Annotated in this window: 15 protein-coding genes; 9 read left to right on the top strand and 6 right to left on the bottom strand. The window is 71.7% G+C overall.

The features are described from left to right. Nucleotides 1–44 precede the first annotated feature (44 nt). Entirely contained in the window at nt 45–932 is an 888-nt protein-coding gene (locus DPM19_RS35725) for an LPXTG cell wall anchor domain-containing protein (RefSeq protein WP_111867947.1), read from the top strand. Between the two features lie 77 nt (nt 933–1,009). On the opposite strand, the gene DPM19_RS15265 is transcribed toward DPM19_RS35725, so the two are convergent. The 4 genes from DPM19_RS15265 to DPM19_RS15250 form a co-directional block, all read right to left on the bottom strand. Further along, nucleotides 1,010–2,119, bottom strand: a complete 1,110-nt coding sequence (locus DPM19_RS15265; protein ID WP_111867944.1) for a glycoside hydrolase family 26 protein — start codon at nt 2,117–2,119, stop codon at nt 1,010–1,012. Nucleotides 2,120–2,291: 172 nt separating this feature from the next. Beyond that, entirely contained in the window at nt 2,292–3,794 is a 1,503-nt protein-coding gene (locus DPM19_RS15260) for a sulfatase family protein (RefSeq protein ID WP_111867941.1), read from the bottom strand. A gap of 35 nt (nt 3,795–3,829) precedes the next feature. After that, nucleotides 3,830–4,816 (bottom strand): glycoside hydrolase family 26 protein, encoded by a 987-nt coding sequence (locus DPM19_RS15255; RefSeq protein ID WP_146778880.1) that lies wholly within the window; start codon nt 4,814–4,816, stop codon nt 3,830–3,832. A gap of 147 nt (nt 4,817–4,963) precedes the next feature. After that, the gene (locus DPM19_RS15250) at nt 4,964–6,931 is read right to left on the bottom strand and encodes a hypothetical protein (RefSeq protein WP_146778879.1); all 1,968 of its coding nucleotides are present in this window, start codon (nt 6,929–6,931) and stop codon (nt 4,964–4,966) included. A gap of 373 nt (nt 6,932–7,304) precedes the next feature. Between DPM19_RS15250 and DPM19_RS15245 the strand changes: the two genes are divergently transcribed. From DPM19_RS15245 to DPM19_RS15215, 8 genes are read left to right on the top strand one after another with little or no spacing between them, the layout of a single operon-like run. Further along, a complete protein-coding gene (locus tag DPM19_RS15245; protein WP_111867932.1) occupies nt 7,305–8,999 on the top strand; it encodes a Wzz/FepE/Etk N-terminal domain-containing protein in 1,695 nt (564 codons plus the stop codon). A gap of 3 nt (nt 9,000–9,002) precedes the next feature. Continuing rightward, nucleotides 9,003–10,454 (top strand): hypothetical protein, encoded by a 1,452-nt coding sequence (locus DPM19_RS15240; protein ID WP_233510174.1) that lies wholly within the window; start codon nt 9,003–9,005, stop codon nt 10,452–10,454. Beyond that, nucleotides 10,451–11,710 carry a phosphotransferase gene (locus tag DPM19_RS15235; RefSeq protein WP_111867930.1) on the top strand — a complete coding sequence of 420 codons (1,260 nt, stop codon included), beginning with the start codon at nt 10,451–10,453 and terminating at the stop codon, nt 11,708–11,710. The genes DPM19_RS15240 and DPM19_RS15235 overlap by 4 nt, the downstream gene beginning before the upstream one ends. Before the next feature lie 5 nt (nt 11,711–11,715). Beyond that, nucleotides 11,716–12,591, top strand: a complete 876-nt coding sequence (locus DPM19_RS15230; protein ID WP_233510173.1) for a sulfotransferase — start codon at nt 11,716–11,718, stop codon at nt 12,589–12,591. Then, on the top strand, nt 12,588–14,111 hold the full coding sequence (locus DPM19_RS15225; RefSeq protein ID WP_111867928.1) for a lipopolysaccharide biosynthesis protein: 1,524 nt from the start codon (nt 12,588–12,590) through the stop codon (nt 14,109–14,111). Before DPM19_RS15230 ends, DPM19_RS15225 begins: the two co-directional genes overlap by 4 nt. 34 nt (nt 14,112–14,145) lie before the next feature. Beyond that, nucleotides 14,146–14,301, top strand: coding sequence for a hypothetical protein (locus DPM19_RS35270; RefSeq protein WP_158566796.1), 156 nt, complete (start codon nt 14,146–14,148; stop codon nt 14,299–14,301). Continuing rightward, complete coding sequence (pssD, locus tag DPM19_RS15220) at nt 14,298–14,756, top strand: PssD/Cps14F family polysaccharide biosynthesis glycosyltransferase (protein ID WP_111867925.1); 459 nt, start codon at nt 14,298–14,300, stop codon at nt 14,754–14,756. Before DPM19_RS35270 ends, pssD begins: the two co-directional genes overlap by 4 nt. Next, the gene (locus tag DPM19_RS15215) at nt 14,753–16,234 is read left to right on the top strand and encodes a glycosyltransferase (RefSeq protein ID WP_233510171.1); all 1,482 of its coding nucleotides are present in this window, start codon (nt 14,753–14,755) and stop codon (nt 16,232–16,234) included. Before pssD ends, DPM19_RS15215 begins: the two co-directional genes overlap by 4 nt. 113 nt (nt 16,235–16,347) lie before the next feature. On the opposite strand, the gene DPM19_RS15210 is transcribed toward DPM19_RS15215, so the two are convergent. Both DPM19_RS15210 and DPM19_RS15205 read right to left on the bottom strand, forming a co-directional pair. Next, nucleotides 16,348–17,283: a sulfotransferase family protein gene (locus tag DPM19_RS15210; protein ID WP_111868410.1), complete on the bottom strand. Its 936-nt coding sequence runs from the start codon at nt 17,281–17,283 to the stop codon at nt 16,348–16,350. A 47-nt stretch (nt 17,284–17,330) separates the two neighbouring features. Next, nucleotides 17,331–18,593 carry a sulfate adenylyltransferase subunit 1 gene (locus tag DPM19_RS15205; RefSeq protein WP_111867920.1) on the bottom strand — a complete coding sequence of 421 codons (1,263 nt, stop codon included), beginning with the start codon at nt 18,591–18,593 and terminating at the stop codon, nt 17,331–17,333. Nucleotides 18,594–18,618: the final 25 nt, after the last annotated feature.

Genomic DNA, 18,618 nt, shown 5'->3' with positions numbered 1-18,618 from the left:
AGTGACTGCCTGTCCCACCTCAGCCACACCCGAGGAGAGCTCCGGTGCGAGCCAGCCCCCTCCGCGCACGAGCGTCCGCCGTACTGGCGGCGGCCCTCGTAGCGATCGTCGCCCTGGCCGGACCGGCCCGCGCCGAGACCATCAACCCCCGCGAGGTGGCCGCCGCGCTGGACGAGCAGGGCCGCATCTACGTCCACCCCAAGGCCGCCTACCTCCAGACCGACGCCCAGCTCGACCTGGTCCGCAACACGATCGAGCGGGCGCAGTTGCCCGTCTCCGTCATGGTGCTGCCCGCCGGGGCCGTGCCCCCGCGGGCGCAGGCGATGAACCGGCTGCTGGTCGACGTCTACAAGGCCAGCGGCCGCAAGAGCACCTACGTGCTGGTGGTCGGCAAGCAGGTGCGCGCCTACTCCTGGGCGCTGTCCCCGGCCACCACCGAGCGGGTGGCGGCACAGGCCCAGCGGGCGGCGCGCGGCAACATGAACGCCTACCTGCTCCACTTCACCCGGCTGGCCGGCAACTCCCCGTCCGGGCAGCCCGGTCCCGGCCCCGACATCGGCGTGGAGAAGCCCATCGGCGAGATCGCCACGGCTCCCCCGCCGGCCCCCACCCAGCCCCAGGCCCGGCAGGAGTCCGCGGACTCCTCGATGCTGCCGCTGGTCGGCGGGCTCGTCGCCGCGGTCGTCGTGCTGGGCGGTGCGGCGTTCCTCCTGCTGCGCCGCAAGAAGAAGGCCGCCGCGGCGAAGAGGGCCGCCGCCGCGCCCGCCGGGCCGGGAGAGCCCGTCGGCGTCGGTGCTCCCCAGCCGGGCGGTGCTCCGGGTCCTGGCGCCGCCGGGCCCGGCATGCCCGGTCCGGGTGCCCCTGGCCCGGGTGGCGCCCCCGGCCCGGTTCCGGGTCCGCGGCAGGGTGGCGGCCCCGCCGCCCCTCGCTGAACGGTTCGTGCGCGACGCGGCCCGCCCCCGGAAACTTGGGGGCGGGCCGCGTCGCGTATCGGCCTGCTGGAGGCGCCTCAGGGCACCTTGGGGTTGAGGTAGGGATCGCGGCCCGCCGCCCGGAAGGCGGCGAGCGCCGCCGGGCTGCTGCCGATGCTGGTGTCGCCGAAGTGGGGCGCCACCGGGGTGTCGAAGTAGACCAGGGCCTTGATCCGGGGGTGCTGCTTCAGCACCGGCAGGATCTGCTTGAAGATCCGCTGCTTGCGCCCAGCGGGCCCGATGCGGTCGCCCACCCCCCACTCCGACAGCATCAGCGGCTTGTTCCGCCGCTCGGCCCACCGGTAGAAGCCCGGCCACCTGGGGGCCCAGCCCGCCGTCCGGTTCACCATCTGCGCGAAGTTGTCGTCGCCGGACTTCTGCGCGTAGGGGTCGTAGGCGATCCAGTCGACGACGTCGTCGCCGGGGTAGAGGCGGGCGAACCAGGGCTTGGAGCCCTCCCCCGGCCAGCCCATGAAGGTCACGACGGACACGATGTTGCCGACGCCGTTGGCCCGGAAGCGCTTGATCACATGGCGGAACATCGCGCGGTAGTCGTCGGGGGTGTAGCCGGAGCCGGCGTTGAGGTTGACCTCGTCCTCGGGCTCGTGGTGGATGGTGAGGAAGAACCGCTCCGGGAAGTTGCGCTTGATGTGCCGCGACAGCTTGTCGATGTGGGCGTCGGCCGACCCGCGGGCGACCTGGGCCCAGGTGCCCTTCAGCGGCTTCCAGTTGAGCAGCAGCAGCCGCTCCTTGCCGGGCTGCCGAGCGATCTTCATTTCCATCGAGGTCGGGAAGATCTGTTCGCCCCGGTGGTAGGCGTGGAAGATGCCCGCCGTCCGGCCGGCCTTCTCCTCCCAGAGCCGGAGCGACCGGTCGTGGGGCAGGTTCGGCGTGCCCACCGGCGCCACGCCCCACCACGCACCGCAGGTCGGCTCCAGGATGGCCGACACCGTGCACTTCGGCTTCTTCTTGCCGCGCGTCGGGGTGGCCTTGGGGGTCGGGGAGGGGGTGGCCGGCGGCAGCTCGAAGGGGCTCTCGAAGGGCGGCACCGGGCTGCTCGCCGCGATCGGCCGGCCGCCCCGGCCGTCGGGGGCCTGGACATTGGCGAACACCGCCCCTGCCGCGCCGACGGCGATGGAGGTGCCCATTCCCACGAGCATCCACCGCTTCCGGAGCCGGAACCCGGCCCCTCTGGGCGGCCGCACGCCGTACGGTCCCTGTCGCTGAGGTGGCCGGTTCATGGCGTTGGACTATACAGCCCACCTTGCACTTCGGCCAGAGAATGCATTTTTGACCACTGTTGTAACGGTAAATAGGTTATTAACGGTCGGCCATTCTGCAGTTCTGCCCGGCGCAGTCCTTGAGCCGGTGCAGTTGCTCCGCCAGGCGCTGCGCCACCGGATCCGTATCGGCGATATTGCGCTGCTGGTAGGGATCATTCACCGTGTCGTAGAGCTCGCGCTCACCGGTGGCGTACTCCACATAGAGATGGGTCGCCGTGCGAATCGCCTGGTAAGGCGGCAGATAAAGGGAGGTTCGGGTCTTCGGACCCCAGCCCGGGCGGTAGGGCTCGGGGGCCTCCAGCGTCCGGTCGGCCTGGTTCCCTCCGGCGTCCTTCGGGGCCGGGCCGTGTTCGAGCAGGTACGCCCCGCGCCAATCCGCCGGCACGCTCCCCCGGAGGAGGGGGACCAGCGAGCGCCCGTCGACGTATCCCGGTGGCGACACCCCGGCCAGCACGGCCAGCGTGGGGGCGATGTCGACGTTCCCGGCGATGCCGGCGACGGTCTTCCCCGCCGGCACCCCGGGGCCCCGCACGATGAAGGGGACGCGCACGTCCTCCTCGTACGGGGTGTCCTTGCCCGGCCCCAGCCGGTGCTGCCCCAGGTGGTAGCCGTTGTCGGAGGCGAAGATGACGTAGGTGTCGGCCAGCTTGTCGGTGGACTCCAGCCGGTCGATCAGCTTGCCGATCAGTTCGTCGACCGACTGGAGCGAGCGGAGCCGCTTGCGGTACTCCTCGGCCCAGGCGGTCTCCTCCCGGGCGGTGAGCGGCGGGAGCCGGCGGAGTTCCTGCGGCTTACCCGTGCCGGGCTTCCCGAACGACGGCGGCCGGGGCAGTGTCACGTCGGCGAACATCCCGCGGTGCCGCGGCGCCGGCGTCGCCGGGCTGTGCGGGTTGTAGACCGGCAGGTAGGCGAAGAAGGGGCGGTCGTCGTCCTTGGCGAGGAAGCCGTCGACCCGGTCAGCCAGCACGTCGGTCAGGTAGTCCTCCGGCGCCCGCCCGAACCGGCGCAGCCGGCCGTCCTCGTTGAGCGTGTAGTAGTACTGCTCGTACGGGTTGCCTCCCACCGGGCTCACCCAGGTGTCCCACCCCGGCGGGACGTGGGTGTTGGGCACGATGCCCCACGGGTAACCGTTGAGGTACTTGCCGAAGAACCCGGTCCGGTACCCCGCCCCGCGCAGCCAGGTACCGAGGTTCGACTGCTCCAGCCCCCGCCGGTGGTAGACCGCGTACCCGCCGTTGGGCGGCGCGTTGGTCAGCACCTTGGTGTTGTGCGCGTACTGGCCGCGCAGCAGGGTGGCCCGGGAGGGACAGCAGCTGGCGGTGCTGATGTAGTAGCGCGACAGCGACACGCCCCGGTCGGTCAGCAGCCGCTTCAGCCGGGGCATGTACGCGATCGAGGCCGCGTCCTGGTCGTCGGTGAGCAGTAGCACGATGTTGGGCCGGCGCGGTGGGCCGTCGTCACCCCCGAAACACGCCGCCAGGGACGACGCGAGCGAGAACGTCAGCAGCAACGCGAGCACGCCCCGACGGCGCTTCCTCACCTGACCTCTTTCCTGGGTTTCCTGGGTTTCCGGAGTTAGCGCCGCGGCACCCGCGTGGCGTTGAAGTGGGGCAGCTGGGCCAGGATCCGGAACGCCTCCAGCGATCCGGGGTTGGAGTCCACCCGCGAGTCACCACCGACCACGTCGGCGCCGTCGAAGTAGACCATCGCCTTGATCCGGGGGAAGTCCTCGATCTGCCGGCCGACCCATCCGTAGAACCACGGCTTGTGGCCGGGTTCCTTGCGGCGCTCGAACACGCCCCACTCGGCGACCATGAGCGGCTTGTCCGGCATGTTCTGCGCGGTCCAGGTGTAGAAGCCCGGCCAACCCGGATACTGGGGCTCGCGGTAGTTCATCAGGTCCGCGAAGGCGATGGCCTTGCCGAAGACGAAGGGGCTGAAGGCCAGCCAGTCCACCACGTCGTCACCGGGGTACAGGTCCTTGAACCAGGGCTGCACGCCGTACCTGGGCCAGCCCTGGTAGTTCATGACGGTGACGACCTTGTCAAGGCCGTTGTGCCGTAGCCGCTGCACGACGTACCGGTACATCGCCCGGTAGTCCGCCGCGGTGTAGCCGGAGCCGCGCTGGGGCCGCACCTCCTCCTCCGGCTCGTGGTGGATCGTCAGGAAGAAGCGCTGGTCGAAGTACCGCTTGATGTGCCGTGACAGCCGGTCGATCCGGGCGTTGATGACCGGGTCGCCGGCCGCGACCTGGGCCCAGCTACGCCCGGTGTCCGGCTTCCAGTTGACCAGGAGCATGCGGGGCCGCCGGCGGTCCCGGGCCACCGCGATCTGCCAGGCGTTGGGGAACAGCTCGCCGTCCCGCGCGTAGACATGCATGATGTCCATCCGGCGGCCGACCGTCCGCTCGAAGTCGGCGAGGCCGCGGTCGGGACGCATCGGCGCCCCCACCCGGGGGGCCGCGCCGAACCAGGTGCCGCACGCGGGCACCAGGATCTTCGAGACCGTGCACTTCACGGTGGGCGAGACGCTGACCCCCGGCGCCGCCGGGAGGTCCAGCACCGGACCCTTGACCGACGACGCCTGAGAACAGCCTGTGATCAGCGCTAGACCGAGCGCCACCAGGGCGTATACAGGCCGGAAGCCCGGGACCGTACGAGGTCCCGGGCTTCGGCCGGTGCGGTTGAGCAATACCAAGGAGACGTCCCGTCAGGGCTTGGCGAGGAAGAGGGCGCGCCCGCGCCAGTCCTTGCCGTCGGTGCCGGGGCCGCTCACCGTGGTGGGCGTCCCGGTCGGCAGGCCGCCCGTGAAGTCGACCCGCCGCAGGCTGCCGTCGGAGACCACGAAGTAGAGCTTGCCGCCGGAGACGAACATGCCGCCGGTGTTGGACCAGCTCATGCCGTTACTGGCGTTGAACTCCTGGGCGCCGAGCACGCCGCTCTCCGGGGTGAAGTAGCGGTAGTACAGCGACGAGGAGCCCGACCGCGTGTAGTACAGCCGGCCCTGGGCGTAGAACATGCTCGTCAGCGTGGCCGCGGTCGTGCCGTAGAAGGTCGGCTTGGTGCCCTTCCACGTCGGGTGGACGGCGTCCCACGTCGGGATGGTGTACGGGTCGACCAGTTCTTCGGCGCCGAAGGCGACCCCGTTGAAGGCGCGCCGGTAGAAGTTGCCGTCGGCCTTGGCGTACCAGAGGTTGCCGTCGATCAGCGTCGAGCCGCGCACCTCGTCCCAGCCGTTGGCCGCCGCCGGCACGTCGGGGCCGGCCGTCGTGCCGTCGAAGACGCGGGAGACCAGGCTGCCGTCCGTCTTGGCGACGTACACCTTGCCGGGAAGCTGCGCGGTGGTGTTGGGCGGCGGCACCTTGCCGGCGTTGAGCTGGAAGAAGCCCAGCTTGGCGCGGTAGTGCTCCTGCGGCCCGAAGAAGTCGGTGTCACTGCCGACGTACAGGCCCGTGGGGGTGAGGGTGAGCTCGAACGCGCCGATCCCCTTCGGGTCGCGGCCCGGGTTCCAGGAGTACGGCATGCCGTTCTCCGGGTCGAGCGCGCCGAGGCCGACGCGCGTCACCGCGCCCTGCCGAGAGCTGTCCCGGCCTTCGGGGTTGTTGGCCCACCGCTGGTGCCCGCCGATGTAGACGGCCGTGGAGCTCACCGCGACGGAGTGCAGCGTGTCGCCGCCGGTCCAGGCGACCCAGCTCGGGCTGAGGTCGGTGCCGGTCGCGCCGGTCTCCCAGCGGGCGGTCGAGTCGCAGAGGTTCCGGGTGCCGTAGGGGCCGCCCGTGGTGACGATCGCGAAGAACGAGCCGTTGGGCGAGAAGTCGACGTCGCGCACGTAGAAGTCGAACGCCGACGAGGAGCAGGCGGCGGAGTACTGGGAGGTGTTCCACTCGGTCCGCAGCGCGGCGGCGCTCGCGCCCAGGTCGAGCATCGCGACCTGCCGGCGGGTCTGCCCGGCCACCGCGTTGAAGTTGCCGATCGCCACCAGCTTGGAGCCGTCGGGCGAGGCCGCCAGCTTGTAGATGTGCGTCGAGCCGTGGTTGTGCACACCGGTGAACGGCACGTTGGTGTACGCCTGGACGGTGCCGTTCGTCGCGTTGACCGAGGCCAGCGCGTTCCGCGTCTGCCCGTTGATCTTCGTGAACCGGCCGCCCACGAAGGCCCGGCTGCCCACCACCTTGATGTCGTAGACGGCGTTGTTGGGCGAGGCCTTGAACGTGGTGACCTGCTTGCCGGTGTTGATGTTCAGCTTCTGCAGCGACGCGGGGCCCTGGCCGTTGATCGAGCCGAACCAGCCGCCGACGAGGACGTGGCCGTCAGGGCTGGCCGCCACCGTCAGAACCTCGCCGCTGACCTGCGGTGCGAAGTTGGGGTCGACCTTCCTGGTGTTCGCGTCGATGGCGAAGAGGTTGGTGCGGGCGTACTGCGTCCCGCTCTGCCCCACCTTGGTGAACTTGCCCCCGATGATGATCTTGTTGCCGACCTGGGCGATGGCCTTGACCCAGGAGCCTTCGAGGACGTGGGGGGTCGACCCTGCCGGCACCTCGCCGACCAGCCGGTCGTGGTTGACGGGCTGTGCGGCCGCGACCTGCGCGGGCTGGGCCGACACGACCCCCGTCAGGCTCGCGCACAGCGCGCCCGCCGCAAGGGCGACCGTCGCCGTGCGGGGGGGAATCCGAGACACTACTGGTACCTCCAGGCCACATTTCACCGATGGGTGGCGGGGATCCGGAACGTGAGATCGAGATCAGGGGTGTGCCGTGTCCGCCGTGCGGAGACGAGCCTAAGTAGTACTGACACAGCCGCTTGCTGGCGGTCTACCGGGAACCGGTATCCGTGACCGAGCTGTGACCACCCCACCGAGTTGCACTGAAATCCCGCGGTTCCGGGTAATCCAAACGGAAGGTCCGCGCGTCGTCATCACATAGGGTGCTCATCTCCGGGTCCGGCATGCCCCCCGATCCGGATATGACCACCCGGGGGAAGAGCCGACCGGTTTCACGCGGGACGAGTCCACTGCTGACCCCCGGCACGGCGGGCGAGAAGAGGCTATCTGCATGGATACGTTGGGTCCATCGGGGACCAGTGAGGTCGTCGACTACGGGGCGGTGCTCCGCAGACGATGGCGAGTCGTGCTCAGCGGCGCGCTGGCGGGGCTCTTCCTCGCCGGGCTCTACGTGATCGTGGCACCGAAGACCTACACCTCCCAGGCGTCGGTGCACGTCACCCCCACCGGAATCCAGGATTCCCCCAACTCCAACTCCCAGATCCGGCAGGGTCTCAACCTCGACACCGAGGCGCAGATCATGCAGTCGGTGGCGGTCGCCCTCAAGGCGCGGGAACTCCTCGACCGGCAGCGGCGGCTGCCCGGGATGCGGGCCGAGCAGCTGCGCCAGAAGGTCTCGGTCACCGTTCCGCCGAACTCCACGATCCTCGTGGTCAGTTTCGCGGGTTCCAACCCGCGGGACGCCGCGGCGGGCGCGCAGGCGCTGGCCGAGGGCTACCTCAACCACCGCAAGCAGGTCGCCGAGGAGAACCTGGCCAGCCAGATCAACCGGCTGAGCGAGCAGATCAAGAACCTCAACACCAAGCTGCAGCAGGGCATCGCGAACCTCGGCCGGCAGACCCGCGCCGGAGCCCGGCGCAACTACCTGGCCGCGCAGCTCAACCTGATGAACCGGCAGCTCACCGACTTCCAGTCGCGGCAGGACTCGCTGCAGAGCCTGACCGTGCTGCCGGGCCGCGTGATCAGCAGCGCGTCGGTGCCGCAGCGCGCCAGCTCGCCGAACATCCCGCTGCTGCTCGGCAGCGGCCTGGTCCTCGGCCTGCTGGCCGGCCTCACCGGCGGCATGTTCCGGGACCGGCTCGACCGCCGGGTGCGCAGCGCCGCCGACGTCGAGCGGCTGGTCGACCTGCCCGTGCTGCTGGACCTGATCGACGTCGCCGGGCGCGACCAGAGCAAGAAGAAGGCCTGGCTCGGGCTGCTGCCCGCCCGCAGCCGCGCCGGGCAGGCGTTCCACGAGCTGGGGCACACGATCGACGCCACCCTCGGCGCCGGGAACCACGTCATCCTGGTGACCGGGGCGTCGCCGGGGCGCGGCGGGGCCGTGGTCGCCGCCAACCTGGCGGCGGCGCTGGCCCGCACCGAGTCCGGTGTGGCGCTCATCTGCGCCAACCTGCACTCCTCGGTCAGCGCCCGGCTGCTGGGCATCCCCAACGGGCCCGGCCTCGCCGAGCTGCTGCTGCGCAGCAAGACCGTGCGCGAAGTGGTGCAGCGCCCCGCGGAGCTCGACCGGCTGCGGGTCATCCCGCCCGGCTTCGCCGACGAGCTCGCCTCCGAGCGGCTGCAGACCGCCGCGATGACCAACCTCGTGGCCGAGCTGCGCAAGGGCGTCAAGTACATCGTCATCGAGGCCCCTTCCGCGAGCGTCAGCGCCGACGCCCAGGCGCTCGCCGAGGTCGCCGACGCGTCGGTCATCGTGATCGAGGCGCCGCGGGCCCGCGATGTGGAGATCAACGAGTCGGTGTCCCGGCTGGACCGGATGCGCGTCGCCGTCCTGGGCGCGGTCGTCGTCCAGGAGCAGGGCGCCGCGGTGGAGCCCGGGGGCGGCAAGCACTCCGACGAGTCGCCGTCCCCCTCGGCCGCGGCCCCGAAGGCGAAGGCACGATCCACCAAGAGCGCCGAACCGTCCCAGAACGAGCGCCCGCCGCGCTCGTCGGCCGGGAAGCCCACGGCGGGCACGGGCAGCTAGCCCGTGAGCACCCTGACCGAAACACCGGATCCGGCCGGCTGGCCGGATCCGGTGCCGGAGCGCCGGGCCAGGCGGCTGGGCCGGCGCCGGCAGCACTACATCCCCCGGGTGCATCTGCCGCCGGCCTGGCCGGTCGCCGCGCTCCTGGTGGGGTACCCGATCTGGTGGGCTCTGGGGCTGGGCATCTTCAGCTTCACCATCATCGCGATCCCGATGGCGTGGGGGCTGGTCCGGCGCTGGCCGATCAGGCTGCCCGCGGGCTTCGGGCTGTGGCTGCTCTTCCTGCTGTGGTGCGTTTTCAGCCTCAGCATGATCACCGTTGACCCGCCGGGCACCTACGGGCAGTTCGGCATGGGTCGGATGATCTCCTCCGGGCTGCGGCTGGTGCAGTACCTGTCGATCACCATCCTGCTGCTCTACATCGGCAACCTGACCGAGAAGGAACTGCCCCGGCTGCGGCTGGTGCGCATGCTCGGGATCTTCTTCCTGACGACGGTCGCGGGCGGGCTGCTCGGCACCTACGTCCCCGACTTCGAGTTCAAGGCGCCGCTCGAGTACGTGCTGCCGGCCGCGCTGGCGAACGATTCCTACGTGCTGAACCTGGTGCACCCCACGGCCGCGCAGATCGAATGGTTCCTGGGCTTCCGCTCCCCCCGGCCCGAGGCGCCGTTCGAATGGGCGAACGCCTGGGGCAACAACCTGTCGATCCTGCTCATCTGGTTCGTCATCGGCTGGTGGACCTACGGCGGGCCGGGCCGGCGGCTGTCCATGGGGGTCTTCCTCTCCCTGGCCGCGATCCCCGTCGTCTACTCCCTCAACCGCGGGCTGTGGGCGGCGCTGGGCTTCGCGGTGCTGTTCGGGGCGATCCGGATGGCCATGCGCGGCCGGGTCTGGGCGCTGGCGGGGATGAGCGCGATCCTGCTGGTCGGGACGGTGTTCTTCATATCGTCCCCGCTGAAGCAGATCGTTGACGACCGGCTCGCCAACCCGCACAGCGACAGCGGCCGGGCCTGGAACCGCAACAAGACGATGGAGGTCGCCTGGGGGTCCCCGGTACTGGGCTACGGCGGCACCCGGTGGGCCATCGGCAGCCAGAACTCCAGCGTCACGGGCAAGACCGGCGGCTGCCCGGAATGCGGCCACCCGCCGCTGGGCGCGGACGGGCAGCTCTGGCTCGTGATCATCTCGCAGGGGTACGTCGGGGCGTTCTTCTACCTGGCGTTCTTCCTCAACGCCCTGTGGCGCTACCGAAGAGACAACACGCCCATCGGCTCGGCGGGGCTCCTGGTGCTGTGCCTGGCGCTGTTCACCATGCTCATCTACGACCATCTGGTGACACCGCTGGCCCTCTACTTCGTCACCCTCGGCCTGCTCTGGCGCAACGACCAGGCCAGGCGGGCGGCCCGGTTCGGCGCGGCGCTCCCGCCCGCCCCCCAGCACAAGGCGGTGTCATGACGTCCGAAGCCGAACTGCGGCTCGACTACCTGCGCGAGGTCGGCGAGCTGCTGTGGCCGTCGCCCGCCGAGTTCTCCATGGACGGCCCGCGGTCCGGACAGGTCACCGCCGAGTTCATCCTGGTCCCCGGGGCTCGGCAGCCGCGGATCCTGGTGCCCGGGCACGCCCGCCGGGCCGCCGCCACGGCCGTCCGCGGCTACGGCGAGAACAGCTCGGGCGTCGCGGCCCTGCGCACCAGGGTGCTCGCCGGGCTGCTGCGCAGCGGCCTGGGCCCGCTGGTGCTCCGCGACCGCGTGCACGTGACCGTCCCCGAGGGCGGCCCGGCGGAGCCGGACGGCATCGACCGGTACCTGCGCTCGGTGCTCGGCGACGTGCTGGTCGGCCTCTACGTCCGGCCGGCCCGGCGGGCGAACCGCAAGCCGGTCCTCCAGGTCCTCACGCCCGCCGGCGAGATGGTCGGGTTCGTCAAGGTGGGCGTGGACCCGCTGACCCGCCGGCTGGTCCGGGCCGAGCGCGACGCGCTCACCGCGCTGGGCGCGGCTCCGCTGCGCACCGTGCGCCCGCCCGAGGTGCTGCACCACGGCGAGTGGCGCGGGCTGGAGGTGCTGGTGTCGTCCGCGCTGCCGGTCTGGGAGCCGCGGCGGCCGATGAGCGAGGAACGGCTCGGCACGGTGCTGCGGGAGATCGCCACGGCGGCGGGCGAGCACCGCGCACCGCTGGCCGGCAGCGCCTACTGGGCCGACCTGAACAAGCGGCTGGCCGGGCTCGACGACGGCCCCGAGACCACCGCCCTGCGCGCGGCGGCCGACGCGATCGGCGCGCACGCGGGCGGCGAGGAACTGCGCTTCGGCGCCTGGCACGGCGACTTCAGCCCGTGGAACCTGGCGAACCTCGCCGACGGCGTGCCCGTGTGGGACTGGGAGCGCTTCGCCACCGGGGTCCCGCTCGGCTTCGACGCCTTCCACTACCACCTGCAGAGCCGGGTGGCGGGGCTGCCCGCCGAAGGCATCCACGAGCGTGCCCGGGGCATGGCGGCCGGATGCGCCGAGCGGGCGGGGGAACTGCTCGCACCGTTCGGGACGGCCGCGGAGCCGGCCCGCCGCACCGCGCTCCTGTACTTCCTGGAGCTGTCGGTCCGGTACCTCGCCGACCGGCAGGCCGACGCGGGGGCGCTGCTCGGCGCGCCCGGCGGCTGGCTGATCCCCGTCATCGACGCCGAGGTGGCACGGCTCGCCTCGACCTCCCTGAAAGGCTGACCACGGTGGCCCTGTCGGATTCGAAACCGATCCCGCACTGGATCAAGGAGCCTGCCCGGCGCGGGCTGCGCTCGATGGGGCGGATGACCCACAGCGCCCGGATGACTCCGGACTTCCTGATCGTCGGTGCGCAGCGGTGCGGGACCACCTCGCTGTTCAAGGCGCTCCGGCAGCACCCGGCGATCCTGCGCGGGGTGCTGGACAAGGGGGTCCACTACTTCGACCTCGCCTACGACCGGGACATGGCCTGGTACCGGGGGCACTTCCCGCTCAAGGCAGCCGCCCGGCGGGTGGAGGACAGGCTCGGCGTCCCCGCGATGACCTTCGAGTCGAGCCCGTACTACATGTTCCACCCGCTGTCGGCGGAGCGGATCGCCCGGGACCTGCCGGACGTCAAGCTGATCGCGCTGGTCCGCGACCCGGTGGAGCGCGCCTACTCCGCGCACGCCCACGAGCTCGCCCGGGACTTCGAGACCGAGCCGTTCGAGCGGGCGCTGGAGTTGGAGGAGGAGCGGCTGCGCGGTGAGGCCGAGCGCATGGTCGCCGACCCGGCCTACCTCAGCTTCAGCATGCAGCACCACGCCTACCGGGCCCGGGGCCGCTACGCCGAGCAGTTGGAGCGGCTGGAGCGGCTGTTCGGCCGGGAGCGCGTCCTGGTCGTCGACAGCCACGACTTCTTCGAGACCCCCGAGCCGATCTACGACGGCGTGCTGGAGTTCCTGGGCCTGCCGCGGGCCGAGTACCCGCAGTTCGACCGGCACAACGCCCGGCCCAGGTCACCGATGCCCGACTCGGTGCGGGCCGAGCTCGACGCGCACTTCCAGCCCTTCGACGAGCGGCTCGCCACCTGGCTGGGCAAGCCCCCCTCCTGGCGCCGATGACGGAGACGCAACGACCGGGCGGGCGGGCCGACCTCCGGGCCCTGGCCCGCGGCGGCACGCTCAGCGCCATCGGCGCCGCGATCTCGGCGATCACCCAGTTCCTGGTGATCGCCGCGGTCGCGCGCGGGTTCACCCAGGCCGACGCCGGGGTGTTCTTCGCCGCCACCTCGGTCTTCGTGCTCGCCGCGATGGTCGCCAAGCTCGGCACCCAGACCGGCCTGGTGTACTTCATCGCCCGGTTCAGGTCGCTGGGAACGCCCGAGCTGATCGCGGGGTGCATCCGGGTGGCGCTCACCCCGGTCATGGTGGTGTCGCTGCTGCTGACCGGGGCGCTGCTGGTGTCCGCTCCCGCCCTGGCCGGGCTGCTGGCCGAGGACCACGCCGGTGACTTCACCGTGCTGCTGCGGACGCTGGCGGTCTTCCTGCCCCTGGCGGCGCTGTCGGACACCGCCCTCGCCGCCACCCAGGGCTTCCGGGCGATGCGGCCGACGGTACTGATCGAGAACATCTGGCGGCCGCTGATCCAGTTCGGCGCCGTGGCGATCATCGCGGTGATCGGCTTCCGGGAGGGGCTGGCGTTCGCCTGGGCGGCGCCCTACCTGGTCACGGCCGTGCTGGCGGCGCTGTGGCTGCGGTCGCTGGTCCGGGGTCTGGCCGTCCCGCGGACCGCCGTCCCCCCGGCCGGGGAGTTCTGGCGGTTCAGCGCGGTCCGAGGGGTCGCGTCGATCGCCCAGCAGGCGTTGCAGCGGCTGGACATCGTGCTGGTCGCCGCGCTGGGCGGCGCGGTCGCCGCCGCCATCTACACGGCCGGCACCCGGTTCCGGGTGGTGGGCCAGCTCGGCAACCAGGCGATCTCGCAGGCGGTCCAGCCCCAGCTGGCCGAGGTCCTGGCGCACGACGACCGCAGGTCCGCCAACGCCCTCTACCAGACCGCCACGGCATGGCTGGTGCTGATCACCTGGCCCATGTACCTGCTGATCGCCGTGTTCGCGCCGTACGTGCTGCGGATCTTCGGCGAGGATTACGCGGACGGGGCGCCGGTCGTGCTCATCATGATGCTCACCATGGTCGTCGCGAGCGGCTGCGGCATGGTCAGCACCGTGCTGATCATGGCGGGCAGGACCACCTGGAACCTGGCCAACATCCTGCTGTCGCTGGCCGTCCAGGTCGGGCTGGGCCTGCTGCTGATCCCGCGGCTGGACCTGCTCGGCGCGGCCCTGGCCGCCGGAGCCGCCGTGCTCGCCAACAACCTGCTGCCGCTGGCACAGATCTGGCTGGCGCTGCGGCTGCACCCGTTCGGCCGCGGGACGCTCACCGCGATGGCGCTGGCCGCGCTGAGCTTCGGGCTGCTGCCCCTTGGCGTGCGCCTGGCGTTCGGCTCCGGCCTCGTCCAGCTCGTCGGGGCGGCGGTGCTGGGCGGTGCGGTGTTCGCGCTCGGCTGCCGGAACCGCCGTACCGCGCTCCGGCTCGACGCGCTGCGCGGAGTGCGCCGAGGTAAGGCGGCCGCCGTTGCGACCTGACGCGTCCGTCCTCCCGAAGGGAGCACGGCACCGGGTGACCGATGTGCCCCCGGGATTCCTGTACGGCTTTGTGATCATGGGAGTGGTGATGATCGCCTGTACCGCGTTCGACCGGACGTCCGCGCCCCCCGGGCCGGCGGCGCAGCCGCCCACCCCGGCCCGCGCCGAGAACGGGGAGGGGCGAGCATGAGCGCCTCCCGGGTCCTCCTGGTGGGGTCCAGCGGCGGCCACCTGTCCCAGCTGCTGGCGCTGGAGCCCTGGTGGCGCGACCGCGAGCGGTTGTGGGTGATGTTCGACACCCCCGACGCGCTCTCCCTGCTCGCCGACGAGCGGGTCGAGTGGGCCGCCCACCCGACCACCCGCAACCTGCCCAACCTGGTGCGCAACACCCGGCTCGCCTGGCGGCTGCTGCGCCGGGAGCGGCCGGACGTGGTGGTATCCACGGGCGCCGCCGTCGCGTTCCCCTTCTTCGTCTTCGCCCGGCTGCGGCGCATCCCGACGGTCTACATCGAGGTGTACGACCGGATCGACTCGGCCACCCTCACCGGGCGACTGTGCCAGCCGCTCACCTCGCTGTTCCTCGTGCAGTGGGAGGAGCAGCTCAAGTGCTATCCGAAGGCCATCGTCGTGGGGAACCTGCTGTGAACGCCGAGGAACGCCCGCTCGTCCTGGTCTCCGTCGGGACCGACTTCCATCACTTCGCCCGGCTGGTCCAGTGGGCGGACCGGTGGGCCGCGGACGTCGGCCCGGACCGGGTCCGCTGCCTCATCCAGCACGGGGCCACCCCGCCGCCCGAGCACGCCGAGGGGCGCGACTACCTCGACCACGACGAGCTGGGCCGGGCCATGGCCGAGGCGGTGGCCATCGTCTCGCACGGCGGGCCCGCCACGATCACCGAGGCGCGCCGCACCGGGCACCTGCCCATCGTCGTCGCCCGGGATCCGGGGCTTGGCGAGCACGTCGACGGGCACCAGCAGCGGTTCGTCCGGCGGCTGGCCGCCGAGGGGCTGATCGCCGCCTGCGACACCGAGGAGGAGCTGCGCAAGCACCTGGACGCCGCGCTCGCCGCGCCGGAGGAGTACCGGCTGCCCGCGGTGGACGGCGACGCCCCCGCGCCGGCCGCCGTCCGGCGCGCCGGCGTCCTGATCGACGCGCTCGTCGCCCGGCGGCGGCCCGCTCCGGCCGACCCCGAACCGGCGGCCTCGACCGAGCCCGCGCACTGGCCCTCGGTCACGGTGGTGATCCCCACGATCAGCCGGGCCGAGCTGCTGCGGGCCACGATCGAGTCCATCCTGGAGCAGGACTACCCGGGGGACGTGCACTGCCTGGTGGTGCACGACAACGTCGAGCCCGACGAGTCCCTCGTCCGCACCGCCCCCGGGCGGCGGGTGTCGGTGCTGTCCAACACCCGCACCCAGGGCGCCGCGGGCGCCCGCAACAGCGGCGCCTTCGCCGCGGACGGCGACCTGATCGCGTTCTGCGACGACGACGACCTGTGGCTGCCGGGCAAGCTCCGCGCCCAGGTGCGGGTGCTGCACGAGCACCCCGACACCGAGCTGGTGTGCTGCGGGATCCAGATCGCCTACGACGACCACACCGTCGACCGTGCCGCCGCGCCCCGGATCGTCCTCAACGACCTGCTCCGCTCCCGGCTCGCCGAGTTGCACACCTCGACCTACCTGATCCGGCGCGAGGCCGTCTCGGCCGAGCTGGGGGTGTTCGACGAGGAGGTGCCCGGCAGCTTCGGTGAGGACTACGAGTTCCTGCTGCGCATGGCGCAGCGGAACGTCATCCGGAACGTCCCCGGGGTGCACGTCCGGGTGCTGTGGCACCGCCAGTCGTACTTCATGCGCAAGTGGGAGACGATGGCGCACGCGCTGACCTGGCTGCTGGAGCGGTACCCCGAGTTCCGGCTGGAGCCCCGGGGCCTCGCCCGGATCGCCGGGCAGATCGCGTTCGCCGAGGCCGCGCGGCGGCGCCGCCGCGCGGCGTTGCGGTGGGCCGCCCGGACCGTCCGGGCCCGGCCCGCCGAGGCGCGCGCCTACCTGGCCCTGGCCGTACTGGCCGGAGTCCCCGCGGACGCCGTCCTGGGCCGCCTGCACCGCCGCGGACGCAGCATCTGACGCGGATCGGCCGGCCAGAGCGGCCGATCCGCCTCAGGGCACCGGCCCGCCGGAGGACACGGCCGGCCGGGAGCGGCCCGGCGAAAACCCGGGGCCGCCCCCGGAAAGGCCGCTCAGTCCCGGTCGGTGTCGCCCAGGTAGCCGTAGCGGCGCAGCATCGGCAGCGTCATCCCGGTGACCAGGCCGCGGCGGGCGCCGGTCATGCCGTCCCGCCACGCCCCGTCCACGCGCAGTTCGACGGGGCCGGTGCGGAACCGCATCGGGTTGCCGGCAACCTGGTGGTTGGGGCTGAGCTCGACGGTGTTCTCGCCGACGAACGGCAGCGCCACGTCGCCGCCCAGCCCGGCGAACTCGGCCACGGCCCGCAGCGTGTCGGCCGGCGCGCGGACGAAGTCCTCGTACCGCACCCGCATCGTCGGCACCCCGGTCCGGCCGAGGTAGTCGAAGCCGAGGTTCTGCGCGCTCCAGTGCACCGCGGTCTTCGCCGGTGACCACCGGGCCATGAACTCGCCCTCGGTGGACCCGGCCACCGCGTCGGGCCGGCGCACCTTCTTCGACCAGGAGTGCGCGACCGCCCGGGAGTCACGGACGATGTGCAGGGCCCGCAGGTCGATGTCCTCGCACCAGCGCAGGCAGTAGGCCAGCGAGGTGTGCTTGCTGGAGTCCACGAGCACGTCGCAGCCGCTCACCTCCCGGACCGCCTCGTACAGCTTGCGGTAGATCTCGCCGTACTCGGCGACCCGGGCCCGGACCTCGGGGCGGAGCTTCTGCCGGGCGAGCGTGGGCACGAACCGGGTCCGGTCGATCGACTCCTTCAGCCGCAGCAGCGCCTGGGCGTCGAAGGAGCCCCAACCCCCGTAGGCGCGCTCGCCCACCTCCTGCCAGAACGGGCAGTCGTGGAAGAACGCGTTGCAGCCGCAGCGCTCGCCGTCCACCAGCCCCCACTGCCACAGGTGGACGACCTCGCCCAGGCCGCAGACCCCGGGAAGCTCGCCGAGCAGCCGCTCCAGCAGGGTCGAGCCGCTGCGGCCGAGGCCGCCGATGAACAGGACACGCGCCTTGTCCGGCCTGGGAGTGCCCACGACCACCGCTCTTTCTACTTGGCTCCGATGATCATGCCTGCGCCGACCGTACCGTTGGTGGCCTCGTCGATGAGGACGAATCCGCCGGTGAGCCGGTTGCGCGAGTAGTCGTCGACGAACAGCGGCTGGGTCACCCGCAGGCCGACGCGGCCGATCTCGTTCAGGCCGAGCGAGGCGGCCTCCTCGTCCCGGTGCAGGGTGTTGACGTCGAGCCGGTACTGCAGGTTCTTGACCATGGTCCGCGCGGTCCGGGTGGTGTGCTTGATCACCAGCTTCATGCGCGGCGACAGCCGGCGCTCGTCGGTCATCCAGCAGACCATCGCCTCCAGGTCCTGGGCGACCTCGGGCCGGTTGTTCGGCCGGGCGATCATGTCGCCCCGGGAGATGTCGATCTCGTCGGCCAGCCGGAGCGTCACCGACATCGGCGAGAACGCCTCGGGGACCGGGCCGTTCGGGCCGTCGATGTGGGTGATCCGCGTGGTCAGCCCGGACGGCAGGTGCACGACCTCGTCACCGGGCTTGAGCACCCCGCCGGCGACCTGGCCGGCGTAGCCGCGGTAGTCGTGCAGTTCGGGGTCGGTCGACTTGTGCGGCCTGATCACGTACTGCACCGGGAACCGCACGTCGATCAGGTTGCGGTCGGAGGCGATGTGCACGTGCTCCAGGTGGTGCAGCAGCGACGGCCCCTCGTACCACGGCATGTTGACCGACCGTTCGACCACGTTGTCGCCGTGCAGCGCCGAGATCGGGATGAACGTGAGGTCGCCGATCTCCAGCTTGGAGGCGAACGCGGTGAACTCGTCCTGGATGCGTTCGTAGACGCCCTGCTCGTAGTCGACCAGGTCCATCTTGTTGATCGCGACGACCAGGTGCGGCACCCGCAGCAGCGTCGTCAGGAACGCGTGCCGCCGGGACTGCTCCTGGATGCCCTTGCGCGCGTCGACCAGGATGATGGCCAGGTCGGCGGTGGAGGCGCCGGTGACCATGTTCCGGGTGTACTGGATGTGCCCGGGGGTGTCGGCGATGATGAACTTGCGCCGCGGGGTGGCGAAGTACCGGTAGGCGACGTCGATCGTGATGCCCTGCTCGCGCTCGGCGCGCAGGCCGTCGGTGAGCAGGGCCAGGTTGGTGTGCTCCTCGCCCCGGTCGGCGCTGGTGCGCTCGACCGCCTCCAACTGGTCCTCGAAGATCGACTTGGAGTCGTACAGCAGCCGCCCGATCAGGGTGGACTTGCCGTCGTCGACCGAGCCCGCGGTGGCGAACCGGAGGATGTCCATCAGAAATGCCCTTCCTTCGTGCGGT

The sequence above is a fragment of the Actinomadura craniellae genome, assembly GCF_003289645.1.
Lineage (GTDB): Bacteria > Actinomycetota > Actinomycetes > Streptosporangiales > Streptosporangiaceae > Actinomadura_D > Actinomadura_D craniellae.
This window is presented reverse-complemented; position numbering and strand designations above follow the sequence as displayed.